Raw genomic sequence first — 15,686 nt, forward strand, 5'->3', positions numbered from 1 at the left:
ATTTCGCCGGGTTTACCAATGAATACAATTGAACGAGACTTAAAGCATATATGGCATCCTTGCATGCAGATGAAAGATTTCGAACAATGTCCTCCGATCGTCGTTCATCATGCCAAGGGTATCTATTTGGAGACAAATCTCGGTCGGTTAATCGATGCTCAATCGAGCTGGTGGTGTAAATCACTTGGTCATCAACATCCAAGAGTTAAATCAGCCATTGAAGCACAACTTGCTATATTTGAGCATATCATTAGTGCTAACTGCACACATGATTTATTGGCAGAATTTGGTCAGACTATCGAAGAAATTACAGGTTTACAACACGTTTTTTTTGCCAGTGATGGGTCATGTGCCGTTGAAATCGCCATGAAACTTGCCATGCAGAAAGAACAAATAATGCGTGAAAATCCAAGAAAACTGTTTGTTAATTTAGCCAATGCCTACCATGGGGAAACGTTAGCCACCCTAGCTGTCAGTGATCTTGGACTGTATAAATCTGCTTTTCATCATGTATCATTGCCAACATTCACCATCGAAGACATCCCTTATGTGACTAGTCAAAATGACTGCTTACATGAGTCAAGTGATACTTTGTGGCAACGTGTACTCCCTCAATTGAAAGCCATCGAAAAGGACTGTATTGCTTTAATTCTCGAACCACTTCTTCAAGGAGCTGGTGGTATGAAATTATATACGGTTGATTTTCTTTCACGATTATGTCGATGGGCAAAACAAAATGATATTCTCATCATAGCCGATGAAATCATGACTGGCATTGGGCGTGTAGGCAGCTGGTTGGCGTTTGATTATTTGGATATCAAACCGGATTTGATTTGCTTATCCAAAGGACTAACCTCCGGCACCATACCCATGAGTTGCGTGGCAATATCTCATCCTATTTTTGAATGTTTTTATGATGACTTCCAATCCGGCAAGTCCTTTCTCCATTCCCATACTTATAGTGGGCATGCACTTGGCATTGCAGCAGCGCTGGCAACTATTGAAACGATAAAATCTGAAGGTATATTTAATCATGTCAACGAATTAGGGTTACAAATGGCAAACGCAATGAAACATGTTGCTGAAAAAACGGCCTGTTTAGCGAATGTTCGCCAATTTGGCGCAATGGTTGCTGCTGATATAGAAGATATCGCCATTGATCGACCCGGTTTTCAAGTCTTCCAAAAAGCACTACAACAAGGAGCATTGATGCGTTCACTTGGAAAGACAATATATTGGTTACCGCCCTTAAATTCACCCAGCGACATTATTGCACAACTTGCTGATATTACTGAAAAAAGTATTAATGCTGTCCGCAATCAAGCCAAAGCACAAGCATTCATCTAAATGCTATAATTAACCTAGTACGATTTTTCAGGTCTTTTTTCTAACGTTTGTATGCGTAGTGATGAGGGTGAAAAACGAAGGTAGTACTGTTGACCTGTTACTTGGGACCATCCTACAAACTCGTCGATAAGGATGTTAATGATAAGCCGCTTAATCCTGATGATATGCCTTATACCAGTTAACGCTGTCTATGCGGCGTGGGAATGCCCAGCTGTGGATAAATTTGGATATTTTTACTCCGTCAAAAACATATTTGTAAAAATTGCTGTCTCCAAATCAATGGATCTTTGCAAACACAAAAGTGCTGACCCAGCAAGTTGTCTAGTAGAGCGTGCCTATTGTCAACGCATTGCCAAGAGCAACCCGCATAATACTCATTGGCAATGTTTTGCATATGATTCAAACGGTGAAAAATACCCATCTGGCCCCTATTCCAATCAATATCAATCGACCCTTAAGGCAGAATATTTATGCCGCCGCTTGTCAAAGTTGCCTTCAAGCTGTAATGTTCCACTTTTTACTTGCGAGAAAATATAATTATGACCTTTGTCGTTGCAGTAACGGGTTCCACCGCTAGCGGAAAATCAACTGCTGTAAATTTTTTTGCTAACAAAGGCGTAACTGTTATCAGTGCTGATGAAATTAATCGATCCTTGTTAGAGCCAAACACGCCAACATTTTTAGCCATTGCTAAACATTTTGGCAAGTCTATCCTAAACGAACAGGGACATTTGAACAAACAAGCTTTACGCAGCGTGATTTTCTCTAACCCCGTTGAAAAAAAATGGTTAGAAGATTTGCTTCACCCAATCATTCGAAATAAAATGCAAGATCAGTTAGCTTCCGCTACAGGACGCTATGTTGTCATTGAGATTCCCTTACTCAAGTCACGCAGTGACTATCCCTATCTTAATCGTGTTTTACTGCTTGAAAGCGATCCGTCGATTCAAATAAAACGAATTATGCAACGAGACCATTGTGGCTATGAACAGGCCGCGGCTGTTCTTAAAAACCATTCGCCAAACTCAGTTAAACGCCAACTAGCCGATGATATTATTACCAATAATCAATCAACCGATGCATTGCATGAACAACTCAACCAATTACACCAACAATACAGCGCTCTTGCGCAATTAAAATAATGCGTCATCGAAATGAAGTCTACTACAAAAACACAATAAATCCTTGATTTTATGAATAATTGATTTGAAGCCCCAAATAGTTTATGGTAAGATTTCAAATTGAATAAAAAGATTACCAAATCTGCTCGTTCAGTGGGCAAATGAGTTATATTTTATTAGATAGTTTAAAGACAAGTAAATTTTGAAACAATTTATCGGATAGAACGAAGAGTTTAGGCATCAAACTGGAAGTTTCAGTTATGCTAGTTTTGATTCAATCGATAGGCCACATCTAACTATAAAGTACAAAGCAAGGATTTGCTGATGCATAAAGAGATGATGACATTCGAATTGGCAACCCACTTCTTGCCAAAAGTTTCGCTGAAACTCGAATCTTATATCCAGTCTATCATGGACAGTCAAAATGAATCACACCCCGTTATTCACCATCATGCTTTATTAAATTGTAACGAAGTATTAAACATTGTCGACAAGCCAGAGCTTAAAAGCCGATTTTTGAAAGAGTTTCTCCGGGTTGAACACCTACTTAATCGCTGTCAAACAAAGATATGCAATGAATTATACGACTTACTTTTTCAACAGATTCAATATCTCAGTAATATGAATCATAATTTTGCCAACCGACTGAATGAAGATTTATTCTTGCTCGCCATTCGCCAAAATTTAACAGCGAATAACCAGAGTTTAAATGATTTTTGTCCGCAGTTTCAGTTTTGGATGGAGGCAGATCCTATCATTCGCCGTGAAATGATTGAAAAATGGATAAATGCACTGCACCCTTTACATAAAACCGTAAAAACCTACTTATCTATCTTACGCCAAACAGCATTATCTTCTGTCATTAAATTGGATAGAGGTTTCTATCAACAAGCACTACCACCTGCAAATAATTGCCATTTGATCGCCGTTAAATTAGCGAAATACTATGGTGCCATTCCTAAAATCAATCTAGGTCACTTTGGATTAAGCATACGACTTTTTGATGTTGAGTCGATGCGTGAGATGCACAAAGATAATACCGAAATAGAATTAGCTCTCTGCCAGTTATAGCGCCTCTTTAGCATAGATAACCGGTTCAAAACTGTAACGATGGATTGGACATGGGCCATGCTTCATCAATGCAAGCTTATGTTCTTTTGTAGCATACCCTTTATGGTTAGAAAATCCATATTGTGGAAATTGCTGATCAAAATTATTCATCATTCGATCGCGTTCAACTTTGGCAATAATTGAAGCTGCACCTATCAGCGTCTCTTTCAAATCACCTTTCACAATACACTCACTTGGAATCGATGTTTGAGGTGCATAAAGACCATCAATCAATAGCTTTGTTGGCTGAATTGATAGGCCTTCTATCGCTCGTTTCATCGCAAGCAACGTTGCTTGATGGATGTTAATTCGATCAATTTCTTCGGCTTCAACAATACCCAGTGCAAATGAAAGGGCTTTGTCAATTATTAATTGATACAAATGTTCTCGTTTTGCATGGCTTAATGCTTTTGAATCGGTAATGCCATCAATTTGAGTCTGTAAAATAACAGCAGCTGCTACAACCGGCCCTGCTAAAGGGCCCCGCCCAGCTTCATCCACACCGGCAACTATCATCCTGCTTCCTTTGTTATTTGCCCTCTCTTAATAATTTCGGCCTTCTCCAAAGCCTGCGGTTGATAAGAAAGGTTATAATTGATTTATTATTATAGGCGTGCGATCATATCTGCTATTTCTGAAAAATAAAAGAGAAAACCATGATTCGTTGTGCAGTCATCGGGGTAGGTTACCTAGGACGATTTCACGCCCAGAAATATCAACTTTTGGATAAAACTGAACTGGTAGCTGTGTGTGATGTAAACCCAACAACAGCTGCAGCAGTGGGCCAAGAATTAAACGTACCCTACACGGTGGATTATCGCACTTTATTTAGTAAAGTGGATGCAGTTAGCATCGCTGCGACGACGAAGCAACATTATCAAATCGCGAAAAGTTGTTTAGAGCAAGGCATTCATGTGCTACTTGAAAAGCCCATGACAGAAACAATTGAGCAAGCAACCGCTTTAATCTCAATTGCCCAACATCACCAGTGCGTATTACAAATCGGCCATATGGAACGTTTTAATGCCGCTCGCCTTGCGTTAGATAACCATTTGGATAACCCCCTCTTTATCGAGTCTCATCGACTTGCACCCTACAAACCAAGGGGTGCTGATGTTAATGTTGTGCTTGATTTGATGATCCACGATATTGATATCATTCAAAGTATCGTTGACAGTCCAATCACTAACATTGATGCGCAAGGCGCGCCTGTTTTATCCCCTTCCATTGATATTGCTAATGCACGGATTCGTTTTGCCAATCATTGTGTCGCAAATGTCACTGCAAGCCGTATCAGCTATAAATCAGAACGAAAAACACGTATCTTTCAAGCCAACACTTATATTTCAATTGATTTCCAAAATAAGAAATTTGCAGTATTTGAAAAAGGGACAGGCGAAATGTTCCCCGGTATTCCAGAGATTGTACGGCATGAATCTACGTTTGAGAATGGAGATGCATTATTAGAAGAAATCCGCTCCTTCTTAGAATGCATCGAACACGGGAAGAAACCCCTAGTATCTGGTGAAGAGGGTCGAGCAGCCCTAGAAACAGCCGATAAAATAACCCATTTTATTAACCAAGAGCTGCTACTTCGTGAACGAACAGAACATGCCTAAAAAGATTGTCATCATTGCTGGAGAGGAATCAGGCGACTATCATGCATCTAGTTTTGTTCGTCTTTTAAAACAGCAAAATCCTGACTGGAAATTTTCCGGCATAGGCGGCCGCCATTTACAGCGCGCCGGTATGAAATTGTTGTTTAATTTATCGGCCTATGGTGTGACAGGCATAACCGAAGTATTCCGATACTTTTTTATCATAAAGAAGGCCTTTAACCTTATCATCAACCATATTAAAACTGAAAACCCGGATCTTATTATACTGGTTGATTACCCTGGATTTAACTTAAGATTGGCTAAAAGAATTAGACGATTTTCATTAACTCCAATCCTGTACTATATCGCACCACAAATTTGGGCATGGAAACCTAAACGCCTAAAAACCATCCAGAAATACATCAGTCATATGGCCGTGATTTTGCCATTTGAAAAAGAACTATATCAGCAGGCAGAAGTGCCTGTCTCTTTTGTCGGCCACCCTATTATCAGGCAATTGGAAGAAAAGATGAAATCGTTATTGGATAAGCAATCACTTGGTCTCCCCGACAATAAAATCTTAGTAGCCATGTTGCCTGGCAGTAGGCGAAATGAAATAAAACGGCTATTACCAGTATTTATCGAAACGATCAAACAATTCCAGCAAGAAGATGACAGTATTCATTTTGTTATTCCTGTTGCAAAGTCACTAAATTTTGATTATGTAAAATCCCTTCTTCCTGGCAATCTCCCTGTAAGCTTAGTATATGGTCATGCCATTGATGTCATGATGTTATCTGAAGCAGTAGTGGTTGCATCTGGGACGGCGTCACTTGAATGTGCCTTGTTGGGTAGACCTAGTTGCTTGGTTTATAAAATTTCTGCTGCAACATACAGCGCGGCGACACAACTCGTACGAATACCCTATATTGGTTTAGCAAATATTCTCAGTGGGAAAATGATAATGCCTGAATTAATTCAAGACGATTGTGAACCAACTTCCTTAAGTAATATGGTGCATTTTCTAGTCTATGATGAAGCTTTCAGAGAAAATCAAGTTGAACAATTTAACGCCTTGTATTCGACACTTTCAAGCACAGCTGCCGATTGCACAATCGAGTCAATTATTGATAATTTACTCCCTGATCCTCAAGAATACGAAGTGGATAAAAATACAGAAAAAGTCTAGATAATCAAAAGGGCTTGGTGTACAATTGTCGTAACTTTCGTCCATGAAAGTAATTTGGATTTAATGATTTAACCAAAATAAGGAAGTTAAGATGAATGTAATTGACACCCATAATCAAACCACATCCACGCAAGAACAAGGCTTGCAAGATATGGTTTATTCCCTAGTCAATAATTTCTTATCCGAAAACAAAGGAAAGCCTGTTACCGACTTATATGATATGATTCTTTCTGAAGTTGAGCCCCCATTATTACAAGCAGTTATGGAAAAGAAACGCGGCAACCAACTTCAAGCAGCCAAAATGCTTGGTATCAGTCGTGGTACAATTCGCAAAAAATTGCAACGCTATTTTGGCACACGCTATTTCCGCCTTACAGAAGAATAATGAGTAGACCTCTCGTTATTTTCCCAATAATAGCGAGAGGTTCTCTTGTTAAACTATCACTCCACCACTTCACCTTACTCATACTCAAGCAAACCGGTATTTTCTAACACTGAATAATGTGCATAGTCCAAGAATTGAAGTCATGACAGACCATGAGACAGTCTTAATGAAGAGAGCCCAAAGACGGTGATATTAGGGTCTATACCTATAATCACAAATCTACCATATTGGTAACTCTTTATGCATGTATCCGCTACATTTGTTGAGAACGATGGATCATCCTGTTAAGCAGAAAAAAAGGACTTACAAAAAATTCCAAGGTCGAGGCATAAACATTTTTCTCGGATACTGGTTTTTCGATTTTCGTTGCGATCAGAATCATCCAAGTTTGGTGACACTTGCTAATTAAAATAGATCTTCTTGATTCAACCCTAAATCTTCTAATAACTGCCGCAAAGTCTTAAGCGCTTCTACCTGAATCTGCCTAACTCGTTCACGGGTCAGATCGATTTCTTTACCCACATCTTCAAGGGTGGATTTTTCGAAACCGCGAAGGCCAAAGCGTCGTGCAATGACTTGTTGCTGATTTTCAGGGAGATCATCCAATAATTTTTCCATATGCGCTTTGAGATTTTCGTCCGTCAGCATTTCCGCCGGGTTAATGCTATTTTCGTCAGCAATGGTATCCAGAAGTGATTTGTTTTCATCGTAGCCAACTGGCGTATCAACAGAGGCAACTTTTTCGTTTAAGCCCAACATTTTTTCGACATCTTCGAGAGGCTTATCAACCATATCAGCAATTTCTTCAGCCGTTGGTTCATGATCCAATTTTTGTGTAAGAGCGCGAGCTGCTCGTAAATATACATTTAACTCTTTCACAACATGGATAGGCAATCGTATAGTACGTGTTTGATTCATGATGGCACGCTCAATCGTTTGGCGAATCCACCACGTTGCGTAGGTTGAAAAACGATATCCTCTTTCGGGATCAAATTTTTCAACTGACTTCATTAATCCTAAATTACCTTCTTCAATTAAATCCAGTAATGGAAGACCACGATTCAAATATCGTCGCGCTATTTTGACCACTAATCGTAAGTTGGACTCAATCATACGTTTTCTAGCAGAAGCATCCCCTTTTAACGCTAGGCGAGCATAGTGGACCTCTTCATCGGCTGATAATAACGGAGAAAACCCGATTTCGCCCAAATAGATTTGAGTCGCGTCCATTATTTTACTGGCTTGACGACCTTTTTGATAGGAAGGAAACATGGATTTATTGTCGAAATCCGCTTCCGCTTCCACTTCCTCTGGTTCCTGGGTATCGCTCTCTAAATCAATATCGTCATCGGCGTCGGAAGACATGTCTAACTCGTCATCAAGATCTAAAACATCGTCGTCGTCTTTTTTTGACAGATTATCTTTTGATGCTTGTTTCTTTTTTACCATGTTTCCTAACCTACCATGCCAAGAGTTTTTCAGTCATATATATTTTTGCACGATTTACCTATGGATTGTCAACCATTTGTTAAATAATTCAAAGGATTAACTGGCTTTCCATTTTTTCTCAGTTCAAAATGCACGCCACGCATGTTTGAGCTTATTAGACCAGTATAAGCGATAACTTGTCCTTTTGTAACTTTCTGACCTTCTTTTACAAGATTTTTCGAATTATGACCATAGGCCGTTAAGTACTGTCGATTATGCTTAACAATGATCAAATGCCCATACCCGGGAATACCATCTCCTGAATAGGCCACCATACCACTCGATGCCGCTCTGACAGCTTGTGTCTTGTTCGCAATAATATCGATGCCCTTTTGACCAGAGGCAAGCGAAAAAGATTGCCTCAATTTCCCTTTTAAAGGCCACTGCCAAACAACATTGGTTTGTTGGTAGGCGGCGGGTTGCTTTGTTCTTTTAACAGGCCTGGTTGTTGGCAAAGGTCTTTTATATTGTGAAGCAATACGCGTGTATATGGCTTTTTTCAATGGATAAGGTTCTGTTAAACGTATTCTTTGTCCTGGCTTGATATCATAAGGTGGTTGGATATGATTAATTCTTGCAACGTGGTGATAGTCTTTTTCATATCTAAACGCAATGGAGAATAATGTATCTTTTTGGCGGACAACATGATATGGCGCGTTTTTGTCGAATGGTATCCACCTCAGCTCTTCAACAGGCGCTGGCATTGGCTGCTCGCTACAGCTCCATAGCAGAACACACCCTCCCAGCAATAATATCGCGCGAACTATGCCCTTCATGGTCTGCTAGTGACTTAATAATATTTATAAATAAAATACCCGATAACAAGTAAAATTACCACAAGCCAACCAATATAATCGATATATTGTCGAATTTGACGATCAATTTTACTCCCATAAAAATAAATCAATGCCGCAACCAGATAAAATCGAAGTCCCCGTCCAAAGAATGAGGCAACCAAAAATGGGATTAAAGGCATGGCCATAGCACCCGCCGCCAAGGTAAATACTTTATAAGGGATAGGTGAAAACCCGGCGACAAAAACAACCCATATTCCATAGTGAGTAAACCATTGAGACGTATTTTGATACACAGCGTAATATTGCGTTGTCATTAAAAATGGTTCTATCCAGTGCATCGCATAATAGCCGAGGATATAACCAAATAAGCCACCTAACAACGAAAATAGTAATGTTAAAAAGGCATATCGCCATGATTTATTGGGGTTAGCAAGACCCATACTAATTAACATGACATCAGGCGGAATAGGGAAAAATGAGGATTCTGCAAAGGATATAATACAAAGCAATGGCTCTGCTTTAGGGGACTGCGACCATTGAATCATTTTGTCGTAGAGATTTGAAAAGGATAAATAGCTTACCAATTGATATTCTCCAACCAAGATCCCAATTGATCAAACAAGCTATAGTTGGTTAGGTCCAAATGCAATGGTGTCACGGAAACATAGCCCTGACTCACCGCATAAAAATCCGTTCCGGGACCTGCGTCTGCCTCACTACCAGGAGGACCAATCCAATATATTGGTCGCCCACGTGGATCGTTATCTTCAATGATCGGTGCAGAATTATGCCTCGTTCCTAAACGAGTTACCTGAATACCCTTGATATCTTTTATTGGCATGTCAGGTACATTGATATTCAAAATTGTCTGCGATGGTAAACGATGATTCTTTAGCCTTAACACCATGTTTGCCGTAATTTTCGCAGCGGTGTCATAGTGTTTAATGTCACGGCCAACCATTGAAACAGCAATGGCTGGCAGCCCCAGGTAACGGCCTTCCATCGCGGCTGCTACCGTTCCTGAATAAAGGGTATCATCACCGAGATTAGCCCCCTCATTAATGCCAGAAACTACCATATCCGCATTTGGTTTAATAAAGCCAGTTAAAGCCAGATGGACACAATCGGAAGGGGTGCCTTCCACACAATAATAGCCGTTTTCTAGCTGACGTGCCCTTAATGGCTGATGAAGCGATAGCGAACTACTCGCACCGCTGCAGTTTCTGTCTGGTGCCATAACCACCACGTCAGCATGAGTAGACAACTCTTTGGCAAGCGCATGGATACCAGGGGCATTAACACCATCATCGTTACTGACCAGAATCTTCATCTCTCACTCCTATAGGTGATTCATAATAACTCACCACAGCTAAATATTCCGCTAGCGTTTGTTTGTCTTGTTTCAAATCCATCGCTAATTTATCATCGTGTTTCTTGGTTAATTGCTTTTCCTGTTCAGAAATATTCTGCTGCATTGCAATAATATGCAAACCAAATAACTGCGGATTTTGCTTTAGTGCCGCTGCAAGATAACTAAATTTATTCGCAATTACCGTTAACTCATCGCATGTAACGCCTGCGGGTTGCTTATTCGGGCAGGAGGACATCGCCTGTTTGAGTTTAGATGGATTTCGCCAATAATAATGGCTGTCTATTTTATTACATCCTACTAACAAGCAAACCACGAAGCCTAATAGCCAATATTTCATACTACTTACCGTTTACCAAAAATATCCATATTATCATTGTTAATGCTCTCTTGCGACCATTTTGCAAGCAAATTTTTTTATGCTCTAGCACTTGTTACTCGTTAGCATTTCAAGCACAATAAGCGACATATCCAAATTGTAACTTCGAATCATTAACCCCTCATCCGCTCTTTTAGCACCTTCACCTCTTGTCTGGGCTCAAGGAAGAATGACAGAAGTTATATAGAAGATATATAATATCTCAATCTAAACGACAGAGTTTATCCCATGCTTGACTTTAAAGTTGTGCAAAATCCAGAAACTGGCGAACATGTCCTTGAAACGTCCCTTTCGGGAAAGCCTTTATTAACCACGCCTCAATTAAACAAGGGCACCGCATTTACCCATGATGAACGAAAGGAGTTTGGTCTCTTAGGAAAACTTCCTAACCGGGTTGAAACGCTCGAAGAACAAGTTAAAAGAGCCTATTTTCAATACTCCAGCTACAAAACACGTCTTCAACAGAACATCTACTTAAATAATTTACACGATAAAAATCAAGTTTTATTCTATGAATTGCTTTCTCGCCATCTCGGTGAGATGCTGCCAACCATATACACACCCATTGTTGGAACTGCTGTTAAACGGTTTAGCCATGAATATCGCCAACCAAGAGGGTTGTATATTGCGCACTCTGATAAAAATCACATCGATGATATTATTGATAATCGCTCTAATCCTGAGATTGATTTAGTGGTGGTTACCGATGGTGAAGGGGTGTTAGGAATCGGTGACCAAGGCATTGGTGGCATGGACATTCCTGTTGCTAAGCTCATGGTTTATAGCCTTTGTGGTGGCATTGACCCCTGCCGAACGTTACCAATTTTTTTAGATGTTGGGACTAACAACCAAGAATTATTAAATGATCCAATGTACTTAGGATGCCGTCATAATCGCATCGGTTCTCAGGCCTATGATTCGTTTATTAAAGACTTTGTTACCAGTATACAACGCCATTTTCCAAAGGCGTTTTTACATTGGGAAGATTTTGGAAGAGGCAATGCCCGAAAAATTCTTGACCAATTTCAAGATCAACTATGCACCTTTAATGATGACATCCAAGGAACAGGCGCTGTGACATTGGCAGCTTTACTAGCAGCGTGTGACGTAACTAATAGACCCTTGACTGAACAACGTATTGTCGTGTTTGGCGCTGGCTCAGCGGGAACTGGCATTAGCGATCAAATTGTCGATGCCATGATTCGACTTGGTTTAACGCAAAAGCAAGCCCTCGACCACTTTTGGTTAATCGACAAACAAGGATTACTCACCGATAGCGATACCGACTTGACTGGGGCCCAGCGACCTTATGCTCGCAAACAAAAAGAAATTTCAAAATGGCACAAAGCCCCCCATTCCTATCCTTCTCTGACTGATACTGTTCGACATATCAAGCCGACAATTTTAATTGGATGCTCAGCACAACCAGGTGCTTTTTCACAACACATCGTTGAAACAATGACTCAACATTGTGATCGTCCCATCATTTTCCCATTATCAAACCCTGATGAAAAGTGTGAGGCAACACCAGCAGACATCCTTAAATATAGCCATGGTAAAGCGCTTATCGCGACAGGAACTTCTTTCCCCGCAGTGGAGTATCAAAATAGGCTTGTAGAAATCGCACAATGCAATAATGCCTTGGTTTTTCCAGGGATTGGACTGGGTGTTCTTGCTGTGCAAGCATCTCGTTTAACCAAAGGAATGATTTGGGCTGCATCCCAGGCTCTTTCTGAATTTGCGCCAAGTAAAAAGGATAGTTTTTTACCGCTGTTACCTTCTCTCAACGATGCAAAACAAGTTGCCAAAGACATTGCCCTTGCCGTAGCTCAAGTAGCTATCGACTCTGGTTATGCCCAAGAGCATCCCGAAAATTTGAAAGAAAAGATAAATACGATGTTTTGGGAGCCAAGGTATTTACCATTCCGGAAAATTTAATGAGAGGATGTCCACATCAACTGCCTGGATGAATGCCTTTACCTCTGAGGATTTTCACTAATACCGCGACGAAAAACCATGAGGATAGATATTCATTTATGAAATTCAACTGTTTCTCGATTTACTCTAGAAAGCATGATATGAATTTCTTTTCATTGTGCCTCAATGTTATTTTTCGTATGATAAAGCCAGAATCTAATTGCAAGACAAGGCGTCCAAATGTTAATTAACTTATCGATACTGATAATTAGTATTATTGTGCTAATCGCTTCGGCTGAACGGCTAATCTACGGCGCAACAGGTATCGCTGCACATTTTAATTGGTCACCTTTTATGGTAGGCATCACGCTGGTTGCATTAGGGACGTCTGCGCCAGAAATTATGTTTGCTATCTCAGCAGCTAGCCAGGGGTATACCGAAATGGCGGTGGGTAATGCTATTGGTTCAAACATAGCTAACATCGGGCTGATTCTTGGCTTAAGCGCGTTGCTCAAGCCAATAACTTTAAAACATGGCATCATTCGTCGGGAATACCCACTGCTTTTTATCATTATGTTGTTCACGTACTTATTGATAATTGATGGCTATCTCGGCGTGATTGATGGTTCGTTGCTTATTATTGCCTTTATCGCCACGTTAGTGTTTATCGTCTATCGGGAAAGAAATTCATCCATTCACTCACGAATGGTGCAAAAACAACATCAAGCGCTTGTTAAAACCCACCGCCAATGGTTTTATTTCCTATCATTTATCATTGGGTTAGTCTTACTAGCTATCTCCGCACATTATCTAGTCATCAGCGCAGCAAACCTTGCTCATATACTTGGCGTTAGCCCATTGGTGATTGGATTAACCATTATCGCAATCGGCACAAGCATACCTGAACTCGCAACATCATTGATAGCCAGTTATAAAGGACATGATGATATTGCTATTGCAAATATATTAGGCTCTAACATCTTTAATCTCGTAGCAGTGATGTCTTTCCCTGGCATCATCAGGCCAGCACATCTCTCCAATACCGTTCTTTGGCGAGACATCCCCGTGATGTTTGTTATCACCATGGTTTTGCTATCGATGAATTGGTTTAACCAAAAACACCTATCCCGTTGGCAAGGCATGTTTTTGCTAATCATTTATTTTGCCTACATCATGGGGTTGGTCATTGATGCGATTATGTGAAAATCGATCAGTCTGTTAAAGCTAGTAGAGGTTAATCAAAATGCTTAACTATTTTGGGCTGTTTCTTAATGGCATTTAACGCAACGATAGCATCAGGTTGGTTAGCAAGCGCCGCTAAGCGAATCCATTTTAAAGCCTGTTCACGATCCTCAGTAACTCCTTGGCCATAATAATACATATAACCGATAGCATACTGAGCTTCAGGGTTACCCTTGTTTGCCTCAGGCAATAAACGAATGAATGCTTGTCGATAATTTTGCTTTTTGAAACTAGCAATACCCTCAGCGAGATTAAGGGACGATAAACATGCCGACAAAGGTAACGATAAAGCTACGACGGTCATCAGCGTTATGAATGTGCGCTTCACGTTCACTCCTTAATCAATAATGATTTGGGTTTTGGTTCAAAAGCCAGTGAGTCTTTTGGTAATGAAAGCTGTTGTAATTTACCATCATACAAAATTATCACGGAATTTTCTGTAATTTTCTTCACAACCGCTCCACCGGGTAACGAATCATTCATATGATAAAATTTTTCTTCTTGATTACTTTGTCGAACAATCACTTGAGAATCCTTAACATTTTCTGAATACAACACCCCTACTAGTACAAAGTCCAGATCGGCTTGCTGAATGTCTTTGGCATCTTCCGGTAAATATTGACCAAAATAAGGGCTAGCGACGATTCGTTCTCGATTTATAGAATGACCAGCACCCAAATTTGGGTTGACTGATGTTGTTTCCAGGCTAGGATTTCTACCGTATTGCACATAAGACGTCAAGTGCCAGATTGATAGCAATAAAAAAAATACCACAAGAAGCCATGTTATTCGTGTTAGTGTGAGCCAATTTGGCAAGTAATGTTTCATACCAATCTTTTTCAAAAGGTTGGCATATATCATATCAAAAAAAATGCCCCTTGTGGGGCATTTTTTTATCGATTTGTTGTCGTGATTAAACAGCCTCTTGTTTAACCTCCACTTTATCATCATAAGGATGATTTGCGGCTGCTTGTTGTTGCGCAACATTGAGTCGATGAGTTAATGCTGTTAATAAACCATCAAACATTTTATTGAAGGCAATATAGCAGCGATCTACCATTTGTAAGGCTTGTCGACGTACATCGACAGGGACCTTCATGGCGAACATTTTTGCTTCCATTTCTTCCTCAAAAATTGCATGAGCTAATTCAACGTCTAAATGAGTACTTGAAAAGTATTTCAAATTATCATTTTCGCCCGTTTTTTTAACTTGATTAACCACTTTTTCAAAGAAAACATGGCCTGATGACTCAAGGGTTAACAACAATGCGATATTGATTCGCTCATCTTCTGACTTGTAGATTTCTGACATAATGGCATAAGCAGCATCACGAGTTAGTTGCGTTTCGTTGCTATACAACCAGGCAACGTCATCATTCTTGCACTGATTATTTAGTTTGTTACCGAGATATGCTTTATCATGCAAGAACCATTTGTCATGCCCAGCATCTTCTAAACGGTGATGGCGAGCAATCTTTTTCAGATAAGGATCGGTGACCTTTTCTTCATTGATACGCAAAATATCTTGAAACGTCATCGCCCAAAATGTTAACTCTGGCACAAAGTAACTAATTTCTTCAATGCTATCTAATTTCTCCAACTCTTTAAAAAATGGATGATTCATAAATTCTTGTTGTTTTGAATCGATATAAACTTGTATACTTTTCATGGTATTCTCCAACATAAAAAAACCGTTCGTATAAATTAATGCACATATCGTGCCAACTTTAACCAAAAATACCTT

The 15,686-nt window shown here is 39.9% G+C and carries 17 protein-coding genes; 8 read left to right on the top strand and 9 right to left on the bottom strand.

Annotation, left to right across the window (positions count from 1 at the left end; translation table 11 throughout):
• Positions 1 to 18 precede the first annotated feature (18 nt).
• The 3 genes from bioA (at position 19) to zapD (ending at position 3,539) form a co-directional block, all read left to right on the top strand.
• Positions 19 to 1,347, top strand: a complete 1,329-nt coding sequence (gene bioA, locus AB3348_RS01810; protein ID WP_367605824.1) for an adenosylmethionine--8-amino-7-oxononanoate transaminase — start codon at positions 19 to 21, stop codon at positions 1,345 to 1,347.
• A gap of 539 nt (positions 1,348 to 1,886) precedes the next feature.
• Positions 1,887 to 2,489, top strand: a complete 603-nt coding sequence (gene coaE / locus AB3348_RS01815) for a dephospho-CoA kinase (protein ID WP_367605825.1) — start codon at positions 1,887 to 1,889, stop codon at positions 2,487 to 2,489.
• A 303-nt stretch (positions 2,490 to 2,792) separates the two neighbouring features.
• Positions 2,793 to 3,539: a cell division protein ZapD gene (gene zapD / locus AB3348_RS01820; protein ID WP_367605826.1), complete on the top strand. Its 747-nt coding sequence runs from the start codon at positions 2,793 to 2,795 to the stop codon at positions 3,537 to 3,539.
• Here zapD and AB3348_RS01825 read toward each other — a convergent pair.
• On the bottom strand, positions 3,534 to 4,094 hold the full coding sequence (locus AB3348_RS01825; RefSeq protein ID WP_367605827.1) for a ribonuclease HII: 561 nt from the start codon (positions 4,092 to 4,094) through the stop codon (positions 3,534 to 3,536). The two genes, zapD and AB3348_RS01825, sit on opposite strands and share 6 nt — an antisense overlap.
• Positions 4,095 to 4,234: 140 nt before the next feature.
• Here AB3348_RS01825 and AB3348_RS01830 point away from each other — a divergent pair, with 140 nt between their 5' ends.
• The 3 genes from AB3348_RS01830 (at position 4,235) to AB3348_RS01840 (ending at position 6,750) form a co-directional block, all read left to right on the top strand.
• On the top strand, positions 4,235 to 5,197 hold the full coding sequence (locus tag AB3348_RS01830; RefSeq protein WP_367605828.1) for a Gfo/Idh/MocA family protein: 963 nt from the start codon (positions 4,235 to 4,237) through the stop codon (positions 5,195 to 5,197).
• Positions 5,190 to 6,365, top strand: a complete 1,176-nt coding sequence (gene lpxB, locus AB3348_RS01835; RefSeq protein ID WP_367605829.1) for a lipid-A-disaccharide synthase — start codon at positions 5,190 to 5,192, stop codon at positions 6,363 to 6,365. Before AB3348_RS01830 ends, lpxB begins: the two co-directional genes overlap by 8 nt.
• Before the next feature lie 91 nt (positions 6,366 to 6,456).
• On the top strand, positions 6,457 to 6,750 hold the full coding sequence (locus AB3348_RS01840) for a helix-turn-helix domain-containing protein (RefSeq protein ID WP_367605830.1): 294 nt from the start codon (positions 6,457 to 6,459) through the stop codon (positions 6,748 to 6,750).
• Between the two features lie 405 nt (positions 6,751 to 7,155).
• Here AB3348_RS01840 and rpoS read toward each other — a convergent pair whose 3' ends face one another.
• From rpoS to AB3348_RS01865, 5 genes are all read right to left on the bottom strand, one after another.
• Positions 7,156 to 8,199, bottom strand: coding sequence for an RNA polymerase sigma factor RpoS (gene rpoS / locus AB3348_RS01845; protein WP_367605831.1), 1,044 nt, complete (start codon positions 8,197 to 8,199; stop codon positions 7,156 to 7,158).
• A 68-nt stretch (positions 8,200 to 8,267) separates the two neighbouring features.
• Positions 8,268 to 9,014 (bottom strand): peptidoglycan DD-metalloendopeptidase family protein, encoded by a 747-nt coding sequence (locus tag AB3348_RS01850; RefSeq protein WP_367605832.1) that lies wholly within the window; start codon positions 9,012 to 9,014, stop codon positions 8,268 to 8,270.
• Between the two features lie 14 nt (positions 9,015 to 9,028).
• Positions 9,029 to 9,619 carry a YqaA family protein gene (locus tag AB3348_RS01855; RefSeq protein WP_367605833.1) on the bottom strand — a complete coding sequence of 197 codons (591 nt, stop codon included), beginning with the start codon at positions 9,617 to 9,619 and terminating at the stop codon, positions 9,029 to 9,031.
• Positions 9,613 to 10,365 (bottom strand): 5'/3'-nucleotidase SurE, encoded by a 753-nt coding sequence (gene surE / locus AB3348_RS01860; protein ID WP_367605834.1) that lies wholly within the window; start codon positions 10,363 to 10,365, stop codon positions 9,613 to 9,615. The genes AB3348_RS01855 and surE overlap by 7 nt, the downstream gene beginning before the upstream one ends.
• A complete protein-coding gene (locus AB3348_RS01865) occupies positions 10,346 to 10,744 on the bottom strand; it encodes a hypothetical protein (RefSeq protein ID WP_367605835.1) in 399 nt (132 codons plus the stop codon). Before AB3348_RS01865 ends, surE begins: the two co-directional genes overlap by 20 nt.
• Positions 10,745 to 11,011: 267 nt before the next feature.
• Between AB3348_RS01865 and AB3348_RS01870 the strand changes: the two genes are divergently transcribed.
• Positions 11,012 to 12,721 (top strand): NAD-dependent malic enzyme, encoded by a 1,710-nt coding sequence (locus AB3348_RS01870; RefSeq protein ID WP_367605836.1) that lies wholly within the window; start codon positions 11,012 to 11,014, stop codon positions 12,719 to 12,721.
• Positions 12,722 to 12,940: 219 nt separating this feature from the next.
• Positions 12,941 to 13,903 carry a calcium/sodium antiporter gene (locus AB3348_RS01875; RefSeq protein WP_367605837.1) on the top strand — a complete coding sequence of 321 codons (963 nt, stop codon included), beginning with the start codon at positions 12,941 to 12,943 and terminating at the stop codon, positions 13,901 to 13,903.
• Between the two features lie 31 nt (positions 13,904 to 13,934).
• On the opposite strand, the gene AB3348_RS01880 is transcribed toward AB3348_RS01875, so the two are convergent.
• From AB3348_RS01880 to AB3348_RS01890, 3 genes are all read right to left on the bottom strand, one after another.
• The gene (locus AB3348_RS01880) at positions 13,935 to 14,270 is read right to left on the bottom strand and encodes a tetratricopeptide repeat protein (protein ID WP_367605838.1); all 336 of its coding nucleotides are present in this window, start codon (positions 14,268 to 14,270) and stop codon (positions 13,935 to 13,937) included.
• Between the two features lie 2 nt (positions 14,271 to 14,272).
• Complete coding sequence (locus AB3348_RS01885; RefSeq protein WP_367605839.1) at positions 14,273 to 14,770, bottom strand: type II secretion system protein N; 498 nt, start codon at positions 14,768 to 14,770, stop codon at positions 14,273 to 14,275.
• A gap of 85 nt (positions 14,771 to 14,855) precedes the next feature.
• Positions 14,856 to 15,611, bottom strand: coding sequence for a hypothetical protein (locus tag AB3348_RS01890; RefSeq protein WP_367605840.1), 756 nt, complete (start codon positions 15,609 to 15,611; stop codon positions 14,856 to 14,858).
• Positions 15,612 to 15,686: the final 75 nt, after the last annotated feature.

It is taken from the genome of Legionella sp. W05-934-2 (assembly GCF_964199965.1).
Lineage (GTDB): Bacteria > Pseudomonadota > Gammaproteobacteria > Legionellales > Legionellaceae > JAFIFT01.

Coding starts and splice junctions, on each gene's coding strand:
- bioA (WP_367605824.1), top strand. CDS start 19: ATGAATACAATTGAACGAGACTTAAAGCATATATGGCATCCTTGCATG.
- coaE (WP_367605825.1), top strand. CDS start 1,887: ATGACCTTTGTCGTTGCAGTAACGGGTTCCACCGCTAGCGGAAAATCA.
- zapD (WP_367605826.1), top strand. CDS start 2,793: ATGCATAAAGAGATGATGACATTCGAATTGGCAACCCACTTCTTGCCA.
- AB3348_RS01825 (WP_367605827.1), bottom strand. CDS start 4,094: ATGATAGTTGCCGGTGTGGATGAAGCTGGGCGGGGCCCTTTAGCAGGG.
- AB3348_RS01830 (WP_367605828.1), top strand. CDS start 4,235: ATGATTCGTTGTGCAGTCATCGGGGTAGGTTACCTAGGACGATTTCAC.
- lpxB (WP_367605829.1), top strand. CDS start 5,190: ATGCCTAAAAAGATTGTCATCATTGCTGGAGAGGAATCAGGCGACTAT.
- AB3348_RS01840 (WP_367605830.1), top strand. CDS start 6,457: ATGAATGTAATTGACACCCATAATCAAACCACATCCACGCAAGAACAA.
- rpoS (WP_367605831.1), bottom strand. CDS start 8,199: ATGGTAAAAAAGAAACAAGCATCAAAAGATAATCTGTCAAAAAAAGAC.
- AB3348_RS01850 (WP_367605832.1), bottom strand. CDS start 9,014: ATGAAGGGCATAGTTCGCGCGATATTATTGCTGGGAGGGTGTGTTCTG.
- surE (WP_367605834.1), bottom strand. CDS start 10,365: ATGAAGATTCTGGTCAGTAACGATGATGGTGTTAATGCCCCTGGTATC.
- AB3348_RS01865 (WP_367605835.1), bottom strand. CDS start 10,744: ATGAAATATTGGCTATTAGGCTTCGTGGTTTGCTTGTTAGTAGGATGT.
- AB3348_RS01870 (WP_367605836.1), top strand. CDS start 11,012: ATGCTTGACTTTAAAGTTGTGCAAAATCCAGAAACTGGCGAACATGTC.
- AB3348_RS01875 (WP_367605837.1), top strand. CDS start 12,941: ATGTTAATTAACTTATCGATACTGATAATTAGTATTATTGTGCTAATC.
- AB3348_RS01885 (WP_367605839.1), bottom strand. CDS start 14,770: ATGAAACATTACTTGCCAAATTGGCTCACACTAACACGAATAACATGG.
- AB3348_RS01890 (WP_367605840.1), bottom strand. CDS start 15,611: ATGAAAAGTATACAAGTTTATATCGATTCAAAACAACAAGAATTTATG.